The sequence below is a fragment of the Mangrovibacter phragmitis genome (assembly GCF_001655675.1).
GTDB lineage: Bacteria > Pseudomonadota > Gammaproteobacteria > Enterobacterales > Enterobacteriaceae > Mangrovibacter > Mangrovibacter phragmitis.
Genome location: NZ_LYRP01000001.1, coordinates 962,882 through 985,938 on the forward strand (window position 1 = coordinate 962,882; position 23,057 = coordinate 985,938).

The following is a 23,057-nucleotide window of genomic DNA, read 5'->3' on the forward strand; positions in this document are numbered from 1 at the left end:
GGCACATTTTTAAGGCTGGGAAAATGGCGAAGAAAACCGTCGAGGTGATTTGTGAAATACTGTCAGAACGCATTCAGCATGGTGAGTTTGACGAAGACCGGCGTTTACCGTCCGAGCGCACGTTAAGCCAACAATTTATGACTACCCGTATCACGCTGCGTGAGGCACTGCGCCAGTTAGAAGCACAGGGTGTGATTTACCGCGAAGTGCGTCGTGGCTGGTTTATTGCCCCGCCCCGCTTAGTTTACAACCCACTGCACCACTCCCACTTTCGTGAAATGGCTCAGGCTCAGGGGCGCCACACCAGTACCGAACTGATTAGCGCGGGCCTGCAACCAGCCAGCAGTGATGTCGCTCACCAGTTAGGCATTACCCCCGGCAGTGAGATAATTTGTATCCGCCGCCTGCGCCATGTTGACGGGCGTGCCGTGTTGTATGTCGAAAACTCCCTTAACCCGGGTTATTTCCCAGGGTTATTAGAGAAGGATTTGACCGGCTCATTAACTGATTTATACCAGCGAGATTACGGCCTGCACTACGGTGGTGTGCGTTTTACCGTGTTCCCCGGACCACTCCCCGCCTTTGCGGCCGGGCGCCTGCATGTTTCACCCGGCAGCCCGGGCTTATTTATTGACCGAACTAACCGCGACCAGTATGGGCGTATTATTGACTGCGACCATGAATACTGGCGCTATGATGCCTTGTGTATTGATGTCGCGGTTGGGTCAGGTTCCGATACAAACTGGCCACCCTTTCATACCCGCACAACACAAGGTTAACAGTTGCAGAACTGAAGTGTGGGTCAGGCGTGCAGTCCTCAGGGAGACCTGATGACTCACACGCCTGAAGAGCAACAAAGCGCTACAATTTCCCTTCTTTTATGCGCCGGGCCAGCAGTACACGCCGTAATTGCAATTCACGCAATTCGAAAGTGACATCCAGGCTGACCGGGGGATAATCGGCTTCTTCCTGGGGGTTACTGGATGCGGCTTCTTCCTCGCCACTGGCGTACACGTTTTTTTCAATCAACCTGAACGCTTCTTTTTTACTGAGCCCCTGCTTTTGCAGGAGCTTCGACAGCATCTTATCAACAGCCGTATATTTTACTTTTCTTCGAAACATACTTTTTCTCTGACACAGGCCTGGTTGCAGATCCTGCCAATCGGTTTAACGCAAATTTTATCGTCTGCGCGCCCGCAAGTTAAGCAGTGATAGCGCTTTGTGACAATCTCTGACAATTAATTAATGGTTGCCATGCACCGAATGCTCATTAAAGCAGCGCAATGGTGTTTTTTTGTGCGGGATTCATTCAGAAGCAGCAAGAAAAGCCATAAAGGCGGGAATAACGAAGAACAGGAAACACACCGGGTACGGTTGTTACCCGGTGTGTCACAGTGTCAGAAGCGGTATTGCAGGCCCACTGTCGCCGTGTAGTTCTTATTTTTCAACCCGGCAGCATCACCACCAAAATAGTCATGGGTACCGTTATCCCGGTCAATCATTTCTGTACCACCTTTACCTTCTTCATATTTGTTCCAGGCTACTTCAGCAAATACTTTGGCATTCTGTGTTACGTAATACCCGACATCCATTGCCACACCGTAATAATTGCTGTGCCCGCCGTTATCACGGAAAGTCAGGTCACGCATGTAATGTTCGTCGTTATCTTTTGACTTAACCCAGCCACTGAATTTAAACGCGCCATTGACTTCAAAATTCTGGTAGCGGTATTGTCCAACAAGGCCAATATATGGCATGGAGAAACGCTGCTGATAACCAATCCCTCTTTCGCCAGGTGTGAAACTCCCAACATTGGTACCGTTGTCGTAATTATAATCCCCGCCAAATGCCGTCCAGCTAAACCGGGTTTGCTGGTAACCCGCTATCGCCCCTACTTTGTAGGTTTCGCCACGCAGTATCCAGCCTTTAAGGTTCAGGTCAAATTCATTGGCATAATTCAGGTTAGTATTTTCATGGCTCGAATGGTCAGTCCAGCCAGACTGGTTATTATTGAGCCAGTCATAATCGTCCATATGACCAGAGCCGGAGGCCAGTGTACTCCAGCCACGGGCGTTCAGGGTAAGCCAGCTATAAGCATCCCAGGAGATATCCCCTTTGATAATTGCCGCATTTTTTATCTTCCAGTCTAACTGACTGACTTTGCGGCCCCCCTCATAAACCAGTTCATGCGATTCCCCTCCCAGGTACCCCATAGATGCTGCCACAGAGACACTTTCTGGTGAGAAGTTTGGCATTGCCGGGTTCATATCAGCCACAGCGACACCAGAGAAAGACACAGCCATTAATGCAACTATTGTTTGTTTTTTCATTTTCATTCCATTTATTGTTATCCCTGAACACTCATAGCTGGCACTATTTTTCGCCAGCAATAACCATTCAGAATTAGTGCGAATAAGCCACTTGCCCGCCGATATTAATCCTGTAGCTTTCAACCAACAACAATCAATATTAGTAGGTTATTTTTATCTTTTACAACCTGGCAAACATTCAATAACGGGCAGAGAGTGCCCCCGAAAAACCGGGTTGGAATAACAAGAAGAAATCGCGTAATGCGGGATAAAGAATATATTTTTATCGCGTTCTGAATAAAGCCTGCCGTTTGATAACATTAATAGTGCTATAACCGCATGCTCCACAATAAGCATAAAAAAGCCCGCCAGTACGGAGATACTGGCAGGCAAGGAGGAAAAATGTGGCGTTACTGACCGAGTGGTTTGCGAACAAATACCCCAAAACTAATGGCGCCCAGCATCAACAAAGCCGCGCCCAACAAGAAGACATCAGTAAATTTGCCCGTGGCATCCAGAATAACCCCGGTTACAATCGGTGCCATTGCGGCACCCAGAAAACCGCCAAAGTTTTGAATAGCGCCAAGGGAAGCGACCTGGTCTTTTGGCGCGATATCGGTTGCCAGTGTCCAGAGCGCCCCTTGTGGCATCTGGGAACAGAAATACCCCAACGATAACAGGCCAATCGCCAGCGGTGTACTGCTGACAAACGGAATGGGGCCGACAAAGCAGGCAGCCAGTGCTGCACCCAGTACAATCGGTACCTTACGAGAAGTAACAGGTTTAAACCCACGGCGTACCAGCCAGTCTGACAATGTGCCCCCAACCAGTACACCAAAAATACCTGCCAGGAAAGGAATTGAAGCAATCCACCCAGTGGCTTTCAGGCTGAACCCGAGTGATTTTTCCAGGTAACCCGGCAACCAGGTAAGGTAGACCCAAATGGTAAACATGATTGAGAAGTTACCAATCACCATAAACCAGGTGGTGGGATGACGGAACAGGCTACCCCAACTGGTGGTTTTCCCGGTATTTTTACTGGCTGTAGTGAGCCCGGCATGAATCAACGCATCTTCACGCGCCACCGGATCGCGGTAAAATTTCCACCAGGCGAGCAGTAATGGCAGCCCCATCAACCCAATCCCGATAAACATGCCACGCCAGCCAAAACTGAGTAACAAAATAGTCAGAATGGGCGGAGCCACCGCGTTGGCGATTTGCGAACCGGTATTGATGATTGCAGTAGGCAAACCACGTTCTGTTTCACCAAACCAGCGATGGGTAATTTTAATCCCGGAAGTGAAGAAGGGTGATTCAGCCACACCCAGCATCATGCGCAGGCCATAAAAGAAGCTGTAACTATTTACAAAAGCCGCCAGCACAGTACAACCCGACCACAGGCACAGCGCCCAGGAAAACATCCGTTTGGGACCAAATTTGTCAACCAGCCAGCCAGCAGGAAGGTTGGCAAGGGCATATGGCCAGAGAAATGCAGAGAGCAATAAGCCCATTTCGGTTTGAGAGAAACCGAATTCTGCCGCAATGGTAGTATTGGCAATACTCAGGTTTGCCCGGTCGAGGTAGTTCACTATCGCCGCCAGTAATAGCAGCAGGATGATGCCCCAGCGCAGCCGGGTTACAACCACCGGCTGGCTGGCAGTACCCTGGAAACCTTTCACGCCAGGCCGGCTATCCTCAGGCAGGGTTGAGGTAAGTTCTTTCATTGTTATGTCACCTGGTTATCCCCTGTTACAGGGAGGGTTGTAGGGAAAAGCCGCTAACGTCTGGTTAGCAAGCGGTTTTGGTTTGCCACAGTGCAGTACCCTGGCGAATTTGGTCGAGAATGACGCCAAGCCCCCAATATTTTTCCAGCACATCGTCTTTGTTCACCCGGCAGAATTCGCTGGAAAATGTGCCCATTTGCTGGTGATAAATCTTGGCGTTTTTCGGGTAACCCAGGGTTTCCGTGACAGCGGACAGGGAGAGGAATAACGAGAGTTCATGCGCCAGCGCAGGTTGTTGCTTACCGTTTTTCCACAACCAGGCGTACAGCTCCGGGTGAAAATTGGTAAATACCCCGCTAAACCCTTTGGAGCCCGCCTGAATAGCAGGCCAGGCAATCGCTGCGTTAGCATTGATGACATTAAGCGCAGTGCCTTGCGCCAGTTTGACACGGCGAATCACTGTGGGCAGATCGCAACTGACATCTTTGAGTACAACAAAGCGTCCGCTGTGCGCACAGAAACTGAACTCTTCATCGCTCAGCAGGCGGCGCCAGGGAGCCGGGCATTCATACAAACCTAATGGCAGGTCTTGTGGCAAAGCTTCGAACAAAGTTGCCAGCGTGGCCTTGAACGTTTCCGTACCTTTGTTTTGCGGATCCAGGTGGTTGGTCACCAGCACCAGAGCATCAATGCCAGTCTTCGCCATTGCCTGTAATTCTTCAATTTGCGCATTCAGGTCATCGCTGATATGCCCGGAAGCAATCACCGGCACCCTGCCGTCTACTTTCTCAACCACAAAACGGGCAAGATCCGTACGCTCATCCAGCGACAGATATTGCATTTCGCTGGACTGGCATACCGCGAATAATGCATCCACTCCCGCTGCAATGTACCAGTCAACAAGCCGTTCAAGCCCAGTCCAGTCAATCTGGTTTTCTGCTGTAAATGGGGTCAGCATGACCGGAACAATACCTTCAATGGACTTCATAAGTTCTCCTGATCCGCCAGCCAGGCGGTAATTGCATTCAAAAAACAACGCGTGATGTCAGCGTAACGCCAGGCGTGATATCACCTGTTGGTACGCTGGCATGTTGGATGCGCCTTCACGCTCAACAGCCAGGGAAGCAAACGCCGAAGCAAAGGTTGCGGCCTGAGCAAGGGTTTGTCCGTCGGCTATTGCAGCCGCAAGAGCGCCGTTAAAAGCATCGCCAGCCCCGGTGGTATCCACACTCAGAGCCGGAAAAGCCGGAATATGTTGAAACTGTTGGTTGTCATAAATCAGCGCCCCATGACTGCCCATGGTGATAATCACCCGCCTGGCTCCACGCGCCACTATTGCCAGAGCAGCGGCTCGCGCACTTTCCAGGTCAGTAATTTCCACCCCCGATAACAACGACGCTTCGGTCTCGTTCGGGGTAATGATGTCGATAAGATCGATACACCCCAGAATATCGGGCGAAAATGGCGCCGGGTTCATAATCACCTGTACACCCAACGCCCTGGCAAGCTTCATTGCGTTTAGCGTGGCATCAAAGTTGTTTTCCAGTTGCACCAGCAACACATTGCTGCTGGCAAGCTCAGGGGACATGCTCGCTATTTCATCGCTGCTCAGGGTTTTATTGGCACCGGAATAAATGGCAATCATGTTTTCACCATCATCCTGCGAGACATAGATCAGCGCATTACCCGTAGGCTCCCTCTCAGACTGGTACAACCGAAAAGAGTGGATCCCGGAAGACGCCAGGTGATCAAAGGCAAACTGGCTGAACTGATCTTTGCCCACTTTGGCAACAAAGTGCACCTGGGCACCCGCCTTGCTTGCCGCCATCGCCTGGTTAGCACCTTTACCACCCGGCCCCAGTGAGCTGCGTTGGGCCAGCAAGGATTCTCCACCGCGTGGGAAACGATGCACCCACGCGACAATGTCCACATTGAACGCGCCCAAAATACACACCTTCCCTCTTAGTGCATGGGGTGATACCTCGGGGCTGCGAACGGGCTCGTGCTCAGAAAGGCGTTTAAGTAACACTTCGAAGTTGTCACCAGTTTCGCTGATTAACCTGGACTGCAAATTACGCCGCACAATCATGGCACCGCCATGGCAACGCCGAATCAATCCTTGTTTCACCAGAGCAGCCAGGTCACTACGAATGGTTTCTTTAGTGACAGCGAAGTGCCCGGCCAGCCAGTCCACGGTGACACGTTCATTTTTATCCAAATGCTCAAGAATTTTGTTACGGCGTTCTTCGCGAAACATAATTTTCCTCTCCGGTACACAATTGAGACTAAGAAATACCCTGACCGTAAAAAGTGATTTTCTTCAAACCTTGCAGAGCAAAACAGAAGCAAACAAAAATGACCAAAAACCTTGTATTAAAAAAAACAAAAACACCTGCTATTTTTTCTTAATTCATTTCCTTGCAGTCATTTATTTGACATTTGTCACACTAAAACCACAATAAAATAATGGATAAAAAATCCCACCATGACACGGGATCATTTCAATTCATTGATTAATAATGTATAAAAAAACCGACTGACTACTGCATTCGTAGCAGCACACCACAAAGGTTGATAACCAGCAGTCGTCGTAAAATTCACTGCCAACTGCACATCAGAAAATATTTATTGGCTAACAACAAAAAAATACAAAGACCAAAAACAGAAACCTCCCCACAAGAAAAAACGCCCCCACATGCAACCTGATGGTTTTATTTAAAATTTAAATAAAAAATTGAATAATATACTCTGAAAAACCAGAAAGAATGCGCCTTGCATTGATTATTACAACGCCAACTACCCCCACAGAAGTATTTCCCCAGCAGAAAATATGTTGATAATAAATAACAATCGCACCCTGAAAAGTCCGATATAAAATACAGGCAAGAGAAACAGAACAGCATCAATGGCTGACCAGAGCAGGCATGCTCCCTTGCACCTTAGAGGGAATACTCATTTTTGCTTCTCACGGGGGTCATATGAAGCAGTGGTCCTTTGTTATTTCGCAACAACACTCACTTTCCCAGATATGGGAGGCAAAAGGCCTCCAGGCGCTGGTGGCAAGCCAACACCCCAAACTGGTATTTATCTATACAAGGTCAGGCTTCGACGACTTGTATGCTTTTGTGCAACGCTGGCTGGAAGAAAAACTGGATAATGTAGAAATTATTGGCGTGATAACGGGTGGGCATTTTATGGATAGCAGCCCAGGCAGCCAGCAACTCATGGTCAGCATTACGCTGTTTGAACAGAGCTATATTCAGGTTTTACCTGTGAATATGCAGTTATCCCCCCTGAGCACACTCACCATTAATCAAATTCTGCACCACACGCCTAATCTGAGCCTGGTTATGTTGCTAAGCACCCTGGTGGATGATTCGCTCCTCGACGTAGTGTTAAACCTGCAACTTCCGGAACAAACTCAACTGTTTGGTGGGGTTGCGTCTCCAGTACATCCTGCCGGGTTGTTATGTGGCCGCGACCCGCTACAAAAGGGGTTTGTGCTGGTGTTGATACAGAGCCAAAATTTGCATTGCCACACATTCAGTTACACAGGCTGGTTGCCCATGACCAAAAACCGGCGCATTACGGATGCTCAGGGGTCGTGGATCAAATCTATCGATAATCAGCCCGCCTTTGAGGTTTACCACAATTACACCACGATAGAGAACGACAACCAGTTTGCTCATGATGCACTGGCATTCCCGGTATTGCTCCCTCGCCCGTCGTTATTGCTTTCCAGGGTTCCAGTTGAAGTGAATAACGCTGGGCATATTCGCGTTGCCGGCGATGTGCTACCAGGGGAAAGTATCTCATTTGGTTATGGTGATGCACAACGCAGCCTGGCGCAAATGGATAACTGGTGTGCAACACTGGCTGACTTCTCCCCACAAGTGCTGTTTGGTTATTCCTGCATGATTCGTAATATGTTGTTTGCTGATTATGCATGGCAAGAAACCATGCTACCAGGTAGCCTTGCACCGCTGAGTGGTTTTGTCACCTGGGGAGAGTACAGTTCCGTAAAAGGTAAAGTGACACTGAATAACACATCGCTGTTGATGGTAGCCCTGCGTGAAGGCGATGCACAACCGGTTCAGGCCAGAACGGCCTCTGTCCCCATACCACAAACACGCCCTTCCCTGATGTCGCGCCTGGTGAATTTTATGTATGTTGCCAGCGAAGAACTCCGGGAACATAACCAGCAACTGAGTACACAGGCCCAGACCGATAAACTCACCGGGTTATATAACCGCTACCGGCTGGACAGCGAATTATTGTCACTTATCAACCAGGCCAGCCCTGCACGAAATTTTTCGCTGGTGCTGATGGACATCGATCACTTTAAACAGGTTAATGATGCTTACGGCCACCTGACAGGGGACAGTATTCTCAGACAAATCAGTGAGCTGGTATGCAACCAGTTACGCTGGCAGGATATTGCCGGTCGATGGGGTGGAGAAGAGTTTATGTTACTGATTACTGACAGCGATAACACCCAGCTCACCGCAGTACTTAAACGCCTGCAACAGGCTATCGCTCATGCCACCATGCCCTTTGAACTGACAATTACCTGTAGTTTTGGTGCCACATACTGGCAATCCGGCGATGATGAGCGGAGTATACTCCAGCGCGCTGATATGGCACTTTACAACGCAAAAGCCCAGGGGCGTAACCGGTTTGTGATTGGTTGAGATCAGGCGGCGGGGCTGTAAATTCACAGCGCTTACTGCGCCATCATATGGCGTTTTTGGGTTATCTCCACGGCTGGCGAAGTCACGTTACCCAACCCCCATGCAAAAGAAATTTCGGTTTACGACGGCACAGTAAATATCATTGATGTGTATTAGTTCAGATTTGACCTGACAGAGCTATGGCTGAGAGCAAAACCTAATCTGAAAGGCAGCTCTGGGTCATGAGCGGACATGACTATCGATAATATGTAATTTTCACCGAAGAGCAGAACATACCCCGTTGACACCATGCAATGAATGATCTGATACACAGGCGAAAAATTGATAAGCTATTTTCAGTAAAAGTAACAAATCTTGTTTCTGCTTTGGAAAGTTGAAACACTAATGATTAAAAAGATATTGATTGCATAAAACCTCACGGCATCCGGGTTCCTGTGAGCGACCTACATTAACAAAGGCTAATATGAAACAAATTACGTTCAGTGATCTACAAGAACAAAGCGAACAGGCTGAAAATTCCCCTCGCTTACGTGCCCATCGTAATCTCCACCCTGAATTGAGCGATCCTGTTCAGCGCCTGGCTATCGCTATGGAACCGGGTACCTATGTTCGCCCTCACCGCCACCCGCACACGTTTGAGCTGCTGACATCCCTCATCGGACGCTTTTTGGTATTGAATTTTGATGACGAAGGCAACGTGACCCACCGCGTTGTGCTAGGTGAAGACTGCAAGGTGCTGGAAATGGATGCAGGGACCTGGCATGCAGTGTTGTCGATGGATAAAGGAGGCGTTATTTTTGAGGTAAAACACGGGGGTTACCAGTCAGTATCTGAGCAAGATATGGCCCCATGGGCACCCGCCGAAAACGAGCCGGGAACGGCTGAGTTGATGAAATGGTATGCACTGGCGCAAGTGGGTGATGGTGGTTTTACCCTGTAATTTTTGCTTTGAACGGAGTGCTTTTACATGACTTTTTCAAAAAACACCACTGTGTGGCCGAAAATGCAGAGGCACTGGTGATCTGTAAAGGATAACGACAAGGACCAAATGGGTGCCGCAATGACTGCGGATAACATGGTACTTAACCTGTTTAATGCGGGTAGCAGTGCAAGAGCAGTAACTGTATGCCCGCCGGTAAGTTGAATCGACACGGCATCGGTAGTCATCTTTTTAGCGCCAACTTCCGCTTCATCGCTCAGAGCGGCCCCCTGGTTCCTACAGGTGGTTCGCTCCGTGCCAGATATAATCATTCGAACCCTGAGGGTTACACTTTTAAGTGATTCAGGGTATGCGCTTACTGGTTACGAATATTGTGCCAGAATCATGTGATTTGATGATTGCCGCTTTGCTTTCGAGCCAGTAAGTGCTCCACGTTCGCTAACGAATACTCAGGGCATGCAGATAAACTGCTGGCTATATTTCTTTCGAAGAGCGTGGAATGCATACCAATCCCCGGTTAAAAGGAGTTGGTGATGACTGCTATAGATCAGTTTGCTGCTCATGTTGGTCTGGACTGGGCGGATAGAAAGCACGATGTCTGCGTTCAGTTTAAAAACGGTGAGCGCACATTCCATGTGATTAAACATACCCCGGCACACCGCTCGTCCACGGTATCCGGTGCAAAGTTGTTCATTGTTGACTGACTTCGCCAACAGTTCAATGCCTGCGTAACTTACCACCAGCGGCTCCTCACCAAAGGTGAACATACAGGTTCTGTATGTTCACCTGTAAGCAACGTTTCGGGTCACCCTCCTGACACTGGCAAAAATAACGGTTAACGCGTCAGTTGCTGGAGTGTGGTTAATTGAGCAACGGCTTCCTGCATGGCATCCATTCCTTTTGCCACCACTTTCAGGCGCTCCAGGCTTTGGGCGACATTATCTTTTTCATGGCTGTTTTGCTCACTCATATGGGCAATCTGGTCTGCCGCGTGAATGCTCTGGTCTGCCATATGTTGGGTTGCTGATACCGTCTCCCGGGTAACCTGGCGTATGCGACCAATGGTTTCAACAGATTCGCCAATACTTTGTGCGGTTGCCGTTGCCTGTTCTTTGGCTTTGTGAGCAAGACGGCGCACCTCTTCTGCGACCACAGCAAACCCTCTTCCCGCTTCACCGGCCCGGGCGGCTTCAACGGCTGCATTCAGCGCCAACAGATTGGTCTGGTCTGCAATACTGCGAATCCCCCCGGTAATTTTGGTTATCTCCTCTGATATCGATTCCAGTGACTGCAACCCGTCTTCCAGGCGTTTTTGCGCCTGCTGGGTTTCACCGGCAGAGGTACTCATGGACCGAATGCTATTCTGGGCAACCTCCAGGGCATCACTTTGCCGGTGTGTGGCATCTTCCAGCAGAGGTAACGCCGAAAGTAACGGGCTGAGTTCCTGCTGGTAGTTAATCACCTGGTCAATAACCCGCGACTGTAAGCGGTGTAAAGCTTCCCAGCGCCGTAAAGTGCGTTGTGCGTAATGCGCAGCATAAGCCGCATACTCCACAGGGAAATGGCGCATTGCATGGTTGTCTTTATCAAAAAACACCAGGGCTGAGAGTGTCTGGTTAATGGGTACCCCGAGTATTTCGCCAAAGCTTGAGAACCCGGCTGCTGGCAGGTTGCCAAAAAAACGCGCGGCAGGGAGTTGCGCCTTATTACCTACACGGCGCAATACGCAGTCGTTGAGGATCATGCCGGAAGGCGAACCATATTCGGCAACAAACGCCTGCCAGTCTCTTTGGGTGTGGCTGATAAAATCGGTCGCTTTCAGTAAATAGAGCCGGTCACCAAACTCAAGGTCACAGAAAAAGTGAATACTGTCCTGGGTGATTTGCGCCACCGAGCGAATAAAAAAGTCATCACCTACTTTCACACCAAAGGTGTAACCTTCCAACCCGCTGGCGAGAGCATCCGGCGCACAGCCAAGTTGGCTGGCAAGATAAGGCACAACGGGGTGTTCATGCCCTGTGTCGTCAAACACTGAAGAAACAGTACGGGCAACAGGGTCGGCATGGGCAATCAGCCAACTACTGCGGGTTGGCTCAAAATTCTGGCTTTTAAAGGGAGCGAAAGATTTCCCTTCTGCAATACGGCAAAACACCACCACAGCCTGGCCTTGCAGAACCTGGCCTTTACTGCCAATCCAGGTGCCACTGAAATCCAGCTTACCACCAGCAGAACCACCGATGGCAAGGCAGGGAAAGCGCCCGGCTTTATACCAGGCCTGCATCAGGAAACCTTCAGATGCCGATAAACCATCGCAATAAACCAGAGCAAAAGTATTCTCTGCAGAAAGCGGAATATTAACCTGCAACGCACTCAGTTCGCGCGAAATGGCATCAACGCGGGTGGCAACGGTATGGGTATCACTGGCATGCAGGTTCACATGGTGTACTTCATGTTCCTTAACCAGCGTTTGAGGTAAAAACAACCAACTGCCTTCCAGCCCTTCTTCGTCGGCATATAAACACTGTTTTTGCTGGCACAATGTTCCAGTGGAAGAAAGCACCAGCACACTGCGTGCGGGGGTACCAAAACGTTGCCAGGCTTCACTCACCTGGCGGAAGTTCGCCTGAGGTGGAACAAACACCATTAATATGCCGCCTTTATCAGGCACACCGGCCTGGCGCAACGACGCTGGTAATTTTTGGCAATTAAACACCCCGCTGACTGGGTGAGCACCCGTTAATGCACGGGCTGGTGCGGATACAAAAGAAGATAATATTCCCATAGCGGCCTCATCGTTTTTTATTGAACCAGGAAACCCGCGTTATCAGGAGGAGAAGTGCAATCTGTCACTGTTATTATCGCCAATATGTAACCGTCTTTAAGCAAAATGTTATATGAATATTGTCAGTTGTGGTAAGGATCGCAGTTTCATGCAACGGCCAGGAGAAAATTTGACACAAGGAAAGCAAACCATGCGCAGCCTCTCTTTTCTTCTTATAGTGACGTTCTGACTTTGTTTCAGCTATCAGAGGTAGGCTCTATACCACTGAAGTATAAGCTGTTTTACAGTGAGACCTGCATCACAATCTTTTCTTTCTGGTACGTTATAAATAGTGCCATTCAGGTATGACTTTATTACCTGCGTATCAGGGGATTTAAGGGGTTAATAAGTTCTACAAGCTGTCTGTCAACTTATTCTTTCGTTCAGTGGTTGTAGTGGTCGTCGCTGTTACTACTGTGTTGTTGATATAGATGTTGTGATTACTGTCGTTGTTCGTTGTTCGTTAATCTGTTGCGGTAAAAAGTAATAACCGTAGTCTCTGAGTTATGTCATGTCATTTCGTTAAAGCTGTCGTGTTAAGCCGTTTCGTTGAAGTCGTATTATCTGTGAAATTGGGTTGTACCCGCTGTAACCAAAAAAGGCACCTGCTTTTGCAGGTGCCTTTTTTATACTCAAAATACAACAGGGGCAGGCTGAAACAGAACAACCAACACACCCGTCATTTAAAGAGTGAAGAACAGAACACTTACTACGCTGTAGCAGACTCTGTATGCTGCGCCCCACGCACACGCCACAACACCACCCAACGTTGCAATGCCGAAACCAGAATTACCGCACCCAGCACCACCATAATGACAGAAATCACCCCGTTGAACAGGTTGTAACCTTTTGCTGCCGGGTTGAAATAAACATATTTCACCATCCAGTACGCGGCATAGTTTACAGTGACATACAGATACGCCAGCGGAACCAGGCAGGTAAGGATGTAAATACGTTTTTCAGACAAGCGCAGAATAATCGTCGCACCAATAATCAGGCCAATTGACGCCATTAACTGGTTAGAAACCCCGAACAGCGCCCAGACAGAGTTGATATCCCCGGAGTTCAGTAAATACCCCCATAACGCACAGGCAACAACACTACAACCAATAGCACCAGGTACCCAGGTGGTGCGTTTTAACGGTGGCCAGATATCTCCCAGAAAATCCTGTAGCAAATAACGGGCTACGCGCGTTCCGGAGTCAACGGCAGTCAGAATAAACACCGCTTCAAACATCACCACAAACTGGAAGAAGTACGATGCAAGGTGGCTGAACCAGGGAACCCGGGTAAAGATATCGGCCATCCCAACCGCCAGCGTCACCGCCCCACCCGTGCGGCCATACAGATCCAGGCCAATTTCCTGGCTCAGTTTCGGCAGATTAACAACATCCATTCCCAGGCCAGCAAATGTGGCGGGAGCTGAGTTAATTGCAAAATAATCGGCCGGATGTAACGCTGTTGCGGCAATCAGCGCCATTACGCCAACAACGCATTCCGCACACATGGCACCAAAAGCAACAGGTAAAATATCATTCCATTTATCAATCTGTTTTGGTGTGGTGCCTGATCCAATAAAGGCATGGAAACCTGAAATCGCCCCGCAAGCAATGGTGATAGAGATAAACGGCCATACCGGGCCTGCCAGCACCGGGCCATTACCGCTGATAAACGAAGTCACAGCCGGGAACTGAATTTCCGGGTTAATAAACACCACACCAATAACCAGCGCGCCAAATACCCCAATTTTCATGAAACTGGAGAGATAGCCGCGCGGGGTCAGTAACATCCATACGGGTAATGCTGTGGCGAAAAACGCGTAGCAAGGCAACACCAGGCTCACTGTGGTTGTTTTCAGGCTCAGCCACTCGCCAAATGCAGATTCCTGAATATAAGGCCCGGCCACCACACAGGCAAAAATCACCGCAATCCCTACCCAGGTTGCTGCCCGCATATTACCGGTATAGCGTTCCCATAAGCCAACACCAATCGCCACAGGAATTGTCATAAAGACGGCGAAGGTGCCCCAGGGGTTACGCTCCAGCGCATGAACCACCACCATTGACAAACCCGCCATCGTAATGGTGATGATAAATAACATTGCCAGCCCGGTACACCAGCCAGCAACCGGCCCCAGTTCGGCTTTCGCCACCTCGGATAAAGATTTACCCTGGTGTTTCATTGATGCGAATAACACAACCGTATCGTGAACCGCGCCGCCCACAACACAGCCTACCAGTAGCCATAAAAAACCCGGAAAATACCCGTATTGTGCCGCTAAAACCGGGCCAACCAGGGGGCCAGCGGCAGCGATTGCCGCAAAATGGCTACCAAAGTTGACCCATTTTTTTGTAGGTACGTAATCTTTTCCGTCTTCCAGCAAATGCGACGGTGTGACCTCACTGTTATCTGTATTCAGCACTTTACGGACGAAAAACACGCCGTACAACCGGTAACAGATAGCGAGGACGCACAGCGTTGCAATAACAAAAGTCAATGCATGTGACATAGCCCAACTCCAAAGGTAAAGAAGTTCATGGCTATCTTTTCACAAGGAAAGTTGGCAACGGAGAGGTTTACCAGCGAGCGGTTATAACCGGATTTAAGTGGCGCTATAGCGTGCTGAGCGGTGAAGCGCGGTTGAGTAACAAAGCGCCAGGAGCGAACCCGCCACAGGGAAAATCCATTACAGATTCACGCCATCAGGCCTTCAGGCCAAGCGCCACTTTCAGGTTTTTCAGGTAGCGACGGCTGACGGGCACACTTTGCCCGTCACGCAGTAATAACTCCGCCTGTCCGCCTTCATCAAAACGGATCTCTTTCAGGTGCGCCATATTGACCAGATATTGCCGGTGGCAACGCAACAGCGGTGTGCGGGTTTCCAGAGTACGTAACGTCAGCTCAGTAAACCCTTCTTCACCGTGGGCACTGGTCACAAATACGCCGCTCAGGCGGCTGTTGACATAACTGACATCTTCAACCGGTAACAGATAAATACGGCTGTGTCCGGTACAGGGGATATAACGCAGATTTTCACTGACCAGAGGGAGTAATTCCGTATCCTGCTCAGTGCGTTCGTGGCGCAAACGGTGCAAGGTTTTTGCCAGACGGCGGGCCTCAACTGGTTTAAGCAAATAATCAAAAGCATGTTCTTCAAAGGCCTGTACTGCATATTCGTCCCAGGCGGTAAGAAACACAATCCATGGGCGTTTTACCGGGTCGAGCATGCCCACCATTTCCAGGCCACTGATGCGCGGCATTTGAATATCCAGAAATACCACATCCGGGTGATCCCGGTGTACGGTGCCAATCCCTTCCACTGCATTGCTGCACTCACCAATCACCTGAATGTCGCTTTCCTGTTCCAGCATAGCGCGCAAGTTTTCCCGTGCCAAAGGTTCATCATCCACAATCAATACAGTAATCATGGCATTTCCTCCAGCGGCAGACGCAGTGTTACCCGGGTAAAACATTCTGGCTGGCACTCCACCTGAATGCCACAGGCGTCTCCGTATCGCGCCCGCAGGCGTTTATCAACCAACGTCATTCCCAACCCCTGAGCATCTTGCCGGGGTTGATATAACCCGGCGTTATCTTCAATAGTGAGCACCAGCCATTTATCCTGGCTGCTGGCGTTAATAACTATCTCCCCAGTGCCCAGTAACTGCGAGGTACCATGTTTAATGGCGTTTTCGACAATAGGTTGCAGCGTAAATGCTGGCAGGTGTTGCAGGCTCAGGCTCTCCTGCAAGCTAAGCTGTACATGCAACCGCGACTGAAAACGAGCCTGCTCTATTTGCAGGTAAGCATTCACATGGTCCATTTCATCGGCCAGGGTGACAACTTCCGCCGGGCGCTTGAGGTTTTTACGAAAAAAGGTGGATAAGTACTGCACCAGTTCGCAGGCCTGGTCTTTATCACGGCGAATCACCGCCACCAGGGTGTTAAGTGCATTAAATAAAAAATGGGGGTTAACCTGGGCATGCAGCAGTTTGATTTCAGACTGGGTGAGCAGCTGTTTTTGGCGCTCATACTGCCCGGCAAGAATTTGCGCCGAGAACAGGCGGGCAATGCCTTCACCCAGTGTGCGGTTAATGGAGCTGAATAAACGGTTTTTAACTTCGTAGAGCTTAATGGTGCCCACCACTTTGCCATTTTCGCCATGGAGGGGAATCACCAGGGTGGAGCCCAGTTTACAGCGTGTGTCCAGCGAACAACGGTAAGGAACTGCATTGCCATCGGCATAGACTACTTCACCGGTTTCAATCGCCCGTAATGTCAGTTCTGAGGAAATAGGCCTGCCCGGCAGGTGATGGTCGTCACCCGTGCCGGTAAACGCCAGCAGTTTCTCGCAATCTGTAATGGCAACTGCACTGATATCCAGTTCCTGGTAGAGCACATGCGCCACCCGCATGCTGTTTTCCTGGTTAAAACCGTTGCGCAGTATACCTTCAGTCAGAGCAGCCACTTTCAGTGCGGTAGTGGAAAATGCAGAGGTATATTTCTCCAGCATGGCGCGTTTATCCAGCAGAATACGCATGAACATAGCGGACCCCACAGTGTTGGTAACCACCATTGGTGCGGCAATGCTCTCCACCAGATGCAGTGCTTCGTTATACGGGCGGGCAATCAGCAAAATAATCCCCATCTGGAGCACTTCGGCAACAAAGGTGGTTGCCCCCGCCGTTATTGGGTTAAACAACAGGTCTGCACGCCCACGATTAACCAGAATACGGTGCATCAGGCCACCCAGCAGCCCTTCAACAATGGTGGATATCATGCAACTGAATGCCGTCATACCGCCCATGGCATAACGGTGTAAACCGCCTGTCAGCCCCACCAGGCCGCCAACCAGCGGCCCACCCAACAGGCCCCCCATCACCGCACCAATCGCCCGGGTATTGGCAATAGAATCTTCAATATGCAGCCCAAAATAGGTGCCCATAATGCAGAAAAAGGAAAAGGTGACGTAGCAAAGTAATTTGTGCGGTAAACGGACCGTAACCTGGGTTAACGGAATAAACAGGCGGGTTTTACTCATTAACCAGGCAATAACCAGGTAGACACACATTTGCTGGAGTAACAGCAGAACAAGATTGAACTCGTACATATACGCCCGCAGAAGTCATCAGAATGAGGACGGCTACCTTAGCGCGTAGCGGGTTCGCTTTCTTTGAAGGCTTTCAACTATTTTTGATTTGGCAGAATAAAATGCAGTAAACCATAACTTAGTTGCATGCAGGCCGCTAAAAAAGGGCCCGCATGCAACGGACAGCTAACTACCGGTGCGGCATTACACCGCGCGGAAGGCGATATCCTCAGGAATAACTTCACCCTGCCAGTACATCTGGGCGGCAACACGGCCAGCCAGTTGACGGTAGATAGTGGTGAACTCACTTTCCGGGCGACTAATAACAGTTGGTGTGCCACGGTCCAGGTCTTCACGCAGAGTAATATGCAACGGCAATTGCCCCAATAATGTGGTGTGGTATTGCTGGGCAAGTTTTTCAGCACCACCGGTACCGAAGATGGGCTCATGGTGACCACACTGGCTGCAAATATGCATGCTCATGTTTTCAACCACACCCAGCACTGGTACTTCAACTTTCTCAAACATCACAATGCCTTTGCGGGCATCAATCAGGGCGATATCCTGAGGTGTGGTAACCACCACTGCTCCGGTAACCGGGATATTTTGCGCCAGCGTCAACTGGATATCCCCCGTACCAGGCGGCATATCCAGCACCAGATAGTCGAGATCCGGCCACAAAGTTTCCTGCAGTAGTTGCATCAGGGCTTTACTGGCCATTGGGCCACGCCACACCATGGCGTTGTCATCAGTAACCAGGTAGCCAATTGAATTGGTCGCCAGGCCATGAGCCATAACCGGTGCCATATGGGTGCCATCAGGGGAACTGGGGCGTTCGGCTTCTGCGCCCAACATGGTGGGAACAGATGGCCCATAGATATCGGCATCCAGAATCCCTACTTTTGCCCCTTCTGCCGCCAGCGCCAGCGCCAGGTTCACCGCAGTAGACGATTTACCCACCCCGCCTTTGCCCGAACTGACCGCAATAATGTTCTTAACACCATTAATGCCGGGATGATTTTTCACCCGCTTCATGGTGGCAATATGGTGCGTCAGCTTCCAGTCCACCGCTTTCGCGCCGGTAATACGCAACAGGTCTGCGCTGCATTGCTCTTTCAGTTCTTCAAATGCACTGGCCCAGGCAAATGGCATCTGCAATTCAATATGCAGCGTGTCATCAAGCCAGGTGACATGGCGCAATGCTTTCAGCGCTGTCAGATTATGTTTAAGCGTTGGGTGCTGAAAATTAGCCAGCGTCCCGGCCACCATAGCTCGCATGGCTTCAGGGGACTTAACCTGGGATTGAGAGTTCATCCCGACTCCTTTGCTTTATTCTTGTGATGTGAACCGGCAGGCCGCAAAAGCACTGCACAATGGCCTAAGCATACCAGAACTCCAGCCTGCTCCGGGTAGTGGTGTAAAAATTTCTCATACATTTGCATGCAGCTGCGCATTTGTCTGTTCAATCTGTGTTCTGTTGCGCTTTTATCCCCGTGCGGTTACGGAAAGTCGCCGTTTCACCCTTACCAAACGCCTCCCTTTCGGGTAACATCGAAGCCCCTTTTTACAACTAAAGATGTAATTGTCACTATGGCTCAAGTCGCTAAAAAAATTCTGGTAACGTGTGCGCTGCCGTACGCTAACGGCTCCATTCACCTGGGTCACATGCTGGAGCATATCCAGGCTGATATCTGGGTTCGTTACCAGCGAATGCGCGGCCACCAGGTCAATTTCATCTGCGCGGACGATGCGCACGGCACTCCCATCATGCTCAAAGCGCAACAGCTGGGTATCAGCCCGGAGCAGATGATTGCCGAAATGAGTCAGGAACATCAGACCGATTTCGCCGGTTTTAATATCAGTTATGACAACTACCACTCCACACACAGTGATGAAAACCGTGAATTGTCGCAGTTGATTTACACCCGTCTGAAAGAAAACGGCTTTATTAAAAACCGCACCATTTCTCAACTGTATGACCCGGAAAAAGGGATGTTCCTGCCGGACCGTTTTGTGAAAGGCACCTGCCCGAAATGTAAATCACCGGATCAGTACGGCGATAACTGCGAAGTGTGCGGCGCAACTTACAGCCCGACGGAGCTTATCGACCCGAAATCGGCAGTTTCTGGCGCCACGCCAGTCATGCGCGAATCAGAACACTTCTTCTTTGACCTGCCTGCTTTCAGCGAAATGCTGAGTGCCTGGACCCGCTCTGGCGCATTACAGGAACAAGTGGCGAATAAAATGCAGGAGTGGTTCGATGCCGGGCTGCAGCAGTGGGATATCTCACGGGATGCGCCTTACTTCGGCTTCGAAATTCCTGATGCTCCGGGCAAGTATTTCTACGTGTGGCTGGATGCGCCTATTGGTTATATGGGTTCATTCAAGAACCTGTGCGACAAACGTGGTGACCTGAACTTCGACGACTGGTGGAATAAAGACGCCGATTCCGAGCTGTATCACTTTATCGGTAAAGATATTGTCTACTTCCACAGCCTGTTCTGGCCTGCCATGCTGGAAGGTAGCGGTTACCGCAAACCAACCAACTTGTTTGTGCACGGTTATGTCACGGTAAATGGCGCGAAAATGTCCAAGTCACGCGGTACATTTATTAAAGCGAGCACCTGGCTTAACCATTTCGATGCCGACAGCCTGCGCTATTACTACGCAGCGAAACTCTCTTCCCGTATTGATGACATCGACCTGAACCTGGAAGATTTCGTGCAGCGTGTTAACGCTGATATCGTCAACAAAGTGGTTAACCTGGCGTCGCGTAACGCTGGTTTTATCGCTAAACGTTTCGGCGGACAACTGGCTGAAAACCTTGCTGACCCGGTGCTGTTCAAAACCTTTACGGACGCGGCTCAAGCCATTGGCGACGCATGGGAAAGCCGTGAATATGGCCGGGCCATTCGCGAAATTATGGCGCTGGCCGACCAGGCTAACCGCTATGTCGATGAGCAGGCGCCCTGGGTGGTGGCAAAACAGGAAGGCCGTGATGCAGACTTACAGGCAATTTGCTCCATGGGCATTAACCTGTTCCGGGTGCTGATGACCTACCTGAAACCGGTGCTGCCGGTACTGGCAGAGCGTGCAGAAGCCTTCCTGAACACTACGCTGAATTGGGATGAAGTGGCGACACCATTGCTGGCTCACCAGGTGAACAACTTCAAAGCGCTGTATAACCGTATTGATATGAAACAAGTGGAAGCACTGGTGGAAGACTCCAGACAGGAAACCGCACCGGCTAAAGTAGTGACCGGACCGCTGGCAGATGACCCGATTCAGGACACCATCACGTTTGATGACTTTGCTAAAGTCGATATGCGTATTGCGCTTATCCAGAACGCGGAGTTTGTTGATGGCTCCGATAAACTGCTGCGCCTGACACTGGATCTCGGCGGTGAAACCCGCAATGTCTTCTCTGGTATCCGTTCAGCTTACCCGGACCCGCAGGTACTGACTGGTCGCCTGACCGTTATGGTTGCCAACCTGGCACCACGCAAAATGCGCTTTGGCGTATCTGAAGGCATGGTGATGGCCGCAGGCCCTGGTGGGAAAGATATTTTCCTGTTAAGCCCGGACAGCGGCGCCCAGCCAGGCCAACAGGTAAAATAAGCAACCCAGTTAATCAGTGCCGGGCAGGTATAATTCCGCATCCGGCACACTGAAACTGAGTACCAAACCGGAAAGGGAGAATGCGTTCTCCCTTGAGTCTGATGGCAAACCTCATGCCCGCACAAAACGAGAAGATGCCACCCAATAAAAAACCAGGAAAATCAATTTATTGATTTTCGGCTGCTAACTAAAAAGAAGGAAAAACCACGCTTTTTCCTTCTTTTTCATCACGCTGAAGGGGGAATACGTTCTCCCTTTTTTATTGCCACCTGTTTTTGCTGCCTGCTCCGCGCCCTTTCCGTTCATCCACATTTCGCTGGCTTACGAAGCATTCACTGCTCCGGTTTCTTACACTGCTCGCCATAATACCCCAATGGAGAGCCTCATGATTGCCGTACTTTTTGAAGCCGAAACGCACCCTGATGCACAACCACGTTACCTGGAACTGGCTGAAGCCCTGAAACCGGAACTGAAAAACATTGATGGTTTCATTGCTATTGAACGTTTTCACAGCCTTAGCACACCAGGCAAGATTTTGTCACTCTCCTGGTGGCGCGATGCCGAAGCAGTGATCACATGGAAAAACCATATGTCACACCTGGCTGCACAGGAGGAAGGACGCCAGACAATTTTTGCCAGTTACCGAATTCGGGTGGCGGAGGTATTACGTGATTACTCGTTAAACGCAGGAGCACAACATAATGTTTGATATCCATCTGGTTCTGAATAATACGCCCGGCACACTGGCAGCCATGGGCAAAATACTGGGTGAAAATGGAATTGGCCTGGAAGGCGGAGGGGTGTTTGCGGCTGAACGCATCAGCCACGCCCATTTTTTAGTTGAAGATGGTGAACAGGCGCAACAGGTACTGCAACAGGCCGGTTTTACCGTACTGGCAGTAACCCGGCCAGTGATTAGAAAATTAAAACAGGAAAAACCTGGCGAATTAGGTGCCATCGCCACAGTATTGTCAGACCATGACATTAATATTCTCGTGCAGTACAGTGACCACCATAATCGCTTAATTCTGCTGACAGATAACAATGCACAGGCCCGGGAAGTGACAACGCAATGGGATACCCCCACACCATGACACAAGCACAGGCAATACAGCCCAACACTCTCTCTGTCGAACAACGTATTGCAGAGGTGGCCAGCGCCATCTCTGACGCTTCCCGTGCCACGATGCTCTGTGCCCTGATGGACGGACGAGCATGGACAGCAACCGAACTGAGCTCCACCACACATATTGCGGCATCGACCGCCAGCGCTCACCTGGCAAAACTGTTAAAAAGTGGGCTGGTGCAGTGCGTCACTCAGGGCCGCCACCGGTATTACCGGCTGGCCGGGCACGATATTGCGGCACTGCTCGAATCCATGATGTGCATTTCAACACAGCAGGTGCAGGCACCTGAAAGCCGTGCGCCGGCGATGTTGCGCCATGCCCGTACCTGCTATGATCACCTGGCGGGGGAGGTTGCGGTAAAGATTTACCAGTTCATGCGCCAGGCAGAATGGATAACCCCGGATGGCTGTGCATTAACCCCTAAGGGAACCCAGGCCTTTTTGCAGGCAGGGATCACGCTCAATACCGCCAGCAGGCGTAAACCCTGTGCGGCATGCCTGGACTGGAGCGAGCGGCAGTTTCATGCTGGTGGTGAAACTGGCGCGGCATTATTGCGTACTTTTGAACAAAACAACTGGCTGGTGCGTACTCCAGGTTACCGTGAAGTGACCATAACGCCTGCGGGGGAAAAAGCACTGCGGCGCATTTTTTACTTCTCCTGACCATCGCTACCGCACAGGCTGCTTTTATTACCATACCGCCTGTTTGCCCCTTCTGGCACACAAAGCCTTATGTAAC

The 23,057-nt window shown here is 50.2% G+C and carries 18 protein-coding genes; 8 read left to right on the plus strand and 10 right to left on the minus strand.

Annotated features, from left to right (window positions below):
* Window positions 1–23 precede the first annotated feature (23 nt).
* Window positions 24–779, plus strand: a complete 756-nt coding sequence (locus tag A9B99_RS04335) for a UTRA domain-containing protein (protein WP_064594942.1) — start codon at window positions 24–26, stop codon at window positions 777–779.
* Between the two features lie 82 nt (window positions 780–861).
* On the opposite strand, the gene A9B99_RS04340 is transcribed toward A9B99_RS04335, so the two are convergent.
* From A9B99_RS04340 to rbsK, 5 genes are all read right to left on the minus strand, one after another.
* Window positions 862–1,122, minus strand: coding sequence for a hypothetical protein (locus A9B99_RS04340; protein ID WP_064594945.1), 261 nt, complete (start codon window positions 1,120–1,122; stop codon window positions 862–864).
* A 275-nt stretch (window positions 1,123–1,397) separates the two neighbouring features.
* A complete protein-coding gene (locus A9B99_RS04345; protein ID WP_064594946.1) occupies window positions 1,398–2,330 on the minus strand; it encodes an omptin family outer membrane protease in 933 nt (310 codons plus the stop codon).
* A 389-nt stretch (window positions 2,331–2,719) separates the two neighbouring features.
* A complete protein-coding gene (locus A9B99_RS04350; protein WP_082917823.1) occupies window positions 2,720–4,033 on the minus strand; it encodes an MFS transporter in 1,314 nt (437 codons plus the stop codon).
* Window positions 4,034–4,097: 64 nt separating this feature from the next.
* Window positions 4,098–5,021 (minus strand): dihydrodipicolinate synthase family protein, encoded by a 924-nt coding sequence (locus A9B99_RS04355; RefSeq protein WP_064594948.1) that lies wholly within the window; start codon window positions 5,019–5,021, stop codon window positions 4,098–4,100.
* Between the two features lie 57 nt (window positions 5,022–5,078).
* Window positions 5,079–6,290, minus strand: a complete 1,212-nt coding sequence (gene rbsK, locus A9B99_RS04360) for a ribokinase (RefSeq protein WP_064594950.1) — start codon at window positions 6,288–6,290, stop codon at window positions 5,079–5,081.
* A gap of 721 nt (window positions 6,291–7,011) precedes the next feature.
* Between rbsK and A9B99_RS04365 the strand changes: the two genes are divergently transcribed.
* From A9B99_RS04365 to A9B99_RS23750, 3 genes are all read left to right on the plus strand, one after another.
* Window positions 7,012–8,724: a sensor domain-containing diguanylate cyclase gene (locus A9B99_RS04365; protein ID WP_064594952.1), complete on the plus strand. Its 1,713-nt coding sequence runs from the start codon at window positions 7,012–7,014 to the stop codon at window positions 8,722–8,724.
* 463 nt (window positions 8,725–9,187) lie between these two features.
* A complete protein-coding gene (locus tag A9B99_RS04370; RefSeq protein WP_064594954.1) occupies window positions 9,188–9,664 on the plus strand; it encodes a WbuC family cupin fold metalloprotein in 477 nt (158 codons plus the stop codon).
* A 533-nt stretch (window positions 9,665–10,197) separates the two neighbouring features.
* A complete protein-coding gene (locus A9B99_RS23750; protein WP_156518980.1) occupies window positions 10,198–10,368 on the plus strand; it encodes a hypothetical protein in 171 nt (56 codons plus the stop codon).
* Between the two features lie 131 nt (window positions 10,369–10,499).
* On the opposite strand, the gene A9B99_RS04380 is transcribed toward A9B99_RS23750, so the two are convergent.
* The 5 genes from A9B99_RS04380 to apbC all read right to left on the minus strand — a co-directional run bounded on the left by A9B99_RS04380 (window position 10,500) and on the right by apbC (window position 18,888).
* Window positions 10,500–12,377: a methyl-accepting chemotaxis protein gene (locus A9B99_RS04380; RefSeq protein WP_064595542.1), complete on the minus strand. Its 1,878-nt coding sequence runs from the start codon at window positions 12,375–12,377 to the stop codon at window positions 10,500–10,502.
* An 817-nt stretch (window positions 12,378–13,194) separates the two neighbouring features.
* Window positions 13,195–14,994: a carbon starvation CstA family protein gene (locus A9B99_RS04385; RefSeq protein ID WP_064594958.1), complete on the minus strand. Its 1,800-nt coding sequence runs from the start codon at window positions 14,992–14,994 to the stop codon at window positions 13,195–13,197.
* A 193-nt stretch (window positions 14,995–15,187) separates the two neighbouring features.
* Complete coding sequence (gene btsR / locus A9B99_RS04390; RefSeq protein WP_064594960.1) at window positions 15,188–15,913, minus strand: two-component system response regulator BtsR; 726 nt, start codon at window positions 15,911–15,913, stop codon at window positions 15,188–15,190.
* Entirely contained in the window at window positions 15,910–17,595 is a 1,686-nt protein-coding gene (locus tag A9B99_RS04395; protein WP_064594962.1) for a sensor histidine kinase, read from the minus strand. The genes btsR and A9B99_RS04395 overlap by 4 nt, the downstream gene beginning before the upstream one ends.
* Before the next feature lie 183 nt (window positions 17,596–17,778).
* On the minus strand, window positions 17,779–18,888 hold the full coding sequence (gene apbC, locus A9B99_RS04400; RefSeq protein ID WP_064594964.1) for an iron-sulfur cluster carrier protein ApbC: 1,110 nt from the start codon (window positions 18,886–18,888) through the stop codon (window positions 17,779–17,781).
* Between the two features lie 276 nt (window positions 18,889–19,164).
* Here apbC and metG point away from each other — a divergent pair, with 276 nt between their 5' ends.
* The 4 genes from metG to A9B99_RS04420 all read left to right on the plus strand — a co-directional run bounded on the left by metG (window position 19,165) and on the right by A9B99_RS04420 (window position 22,981).
* Window positions 19,165–21,192, plus strand: a complete 2,028-nt coding sequence (gene metG, locus A9B99_RS04405; protein WP_064594966.1) for a methionine--tRNA ligase — start codon at window positions 19,165–19,167, stop codon at window positions 21,190–21,192.
* Window positions 21,193–21,577: 385 nt separating this feature from the next.
* Window positions 21,578–21,901 (plus strand): antibiotic biosynthesis monooxygenase family protein, encoded by a 324-nt coding sequence (locus A9B99_RS04410; protein ID WP_064594968.1) that lies wholly within the window; start codon window positions 21,578–21,580, stop codon window positions 21,899–21,901.
* Window positions 21,894–22,286, plus strand: coding sequence for a hypothetical protein (locus A9B99_RS04415; protein ID WP_064594970.1), 393 nt, complete (start codon window positions 21,894–21,896; stop codon window positions 22,284–22,286). Before A9B99_RS04410 ends, A9B99_RS04415 begins: the two co-directional genes overlap by 8 nt.
* Window positions 22,265–22,981 (plus strand): ArsR/SmtB family transcription factor, encoded by a 717-nt coding sequence (locus A9B99_RS04420; RefSeq protein WP_082917825.1) that lies wholly within the window; start codon window positions 22,265–22,267, stop codon window positions 22,979–22,981. The genes A9B99_RS04415 and A9B99_RS04420 overlap by 22 nt, the downstream gene beginning before the upstream one ends.
* Window positions 22,982–23,057 lie beyond the last annotated feature (76 nt).

Coding starts and splice junctions, on each gene's coding strand:
- A9B99_RS04335 (WP_064594942.1), top strand. CDS start 24: ATGGCGAAGAAAACCGTCGAGGTGATTTGTGAAATACTGTCAGAACGC.
- A9B99_RS04415 (WP_064594970.1), top strand. CDS start 21,894: ATGTTTGATATCCATCTGGTTCTGAATAATACGCCCGGCACACTGGCA.
- A9B99_RS23750 (WP_156518980.1), top strand. CDS start 10,198: ATGACTGCTATAGATCAGTTTGCTGCTCATGTTGGTCTGGACTGGGCG.
- A9B99_RS04410 (WP_064594968.1), top strand. CDS start 21,578: ATGATTGCCGTACTTTTTGAAGCCGAAACGCACCCTGATGCACAACCA.
- A9B99_RS04350 (WP_082917823.1), bottom strand. CDS start 4,033: ATGAAAGAACTTACCTCAACCCTGCCTGAGGATAGCCGGCCTGGCGTG.
- A9B99_RS04370 (WP_064594954.1), top strand. CDS start 9,188: ATGAAACAAATTACGTTCAGTGATCTACAAGAACAAAGCGAACAGGCT.
- btsR (WP_064594960.1), bottom strand. CDS start 15,913: ATGATTACTGTATTGATTGTGGATGATGAACCTTTGGCACGGGAAAAC.
- apbC (WP_064594964.1), bottom strand. CDS start 18,888: ATGAACTCTCAATCCCAGGTTAAGTCCCCTGAAGCCATGCGAGCTATG.
- metG (WP_064594966.1), top strand. CDS start 19,165: ATGGCTCAAGTCGCTAAAAAAATTCTGGTAACGTGTGCGCTGCCGTAC.
- A9B99_RS04420 (WP_082917825.1), top strand. CDS start 22,265: ATGGGATACCCCCACACCATGACACAAGCACAGGCAATACAGCCCAAC.
- A9B99_RS04345 (WP_064594946.1), bottom strand. CDS start 2,330: ATGAAAAAACAAACAATAGTTGCATTAATGGCTGTGTCTTTCTCTGGT.
- A9B99_RS04385 (WP_064594958.1), bottom strand. CDS start 14,994: ATGTCACATGCATTGACTTTTGTTATTGCAACGCTGTGCGTCCTCGCT.
- rbsK (WP_064594950.1), bottom strand. CDS start 6,290: ATGTTTCGCGAAGAACGCCGTAACAAAATTCTTGAGCATTTGGATAAA.
- A9B99_RS04355 (WP_064594948.1), bottom strand. CDS start 5,021: ATGAAGTCCATTGAAGGTATTGTTCCGGTCATGCTGACCCCATTTACA.
- A9B99_RS04395 (WP_064594962.1), bottom strand. CDS start 17,595: ATGTACGAGTTCAATCTTGTTCTGCTGTTACTCCAGCAAATGTGTGTC.
- A9B99_RS04340 (WP_064594945.1), bottom strand. CDS start 1,122: ATGTTTCGAAGAAAAGTAAAATATACGGCTGTTGATAAGATGCTGTCG.
- A9B99_RS04365 (WP_064594952.1), top strand. CDS start 7,012: ATGAAGCAGTGGTCCTTTGTTATTTCGCAACAACACTCACTTTCCCAG.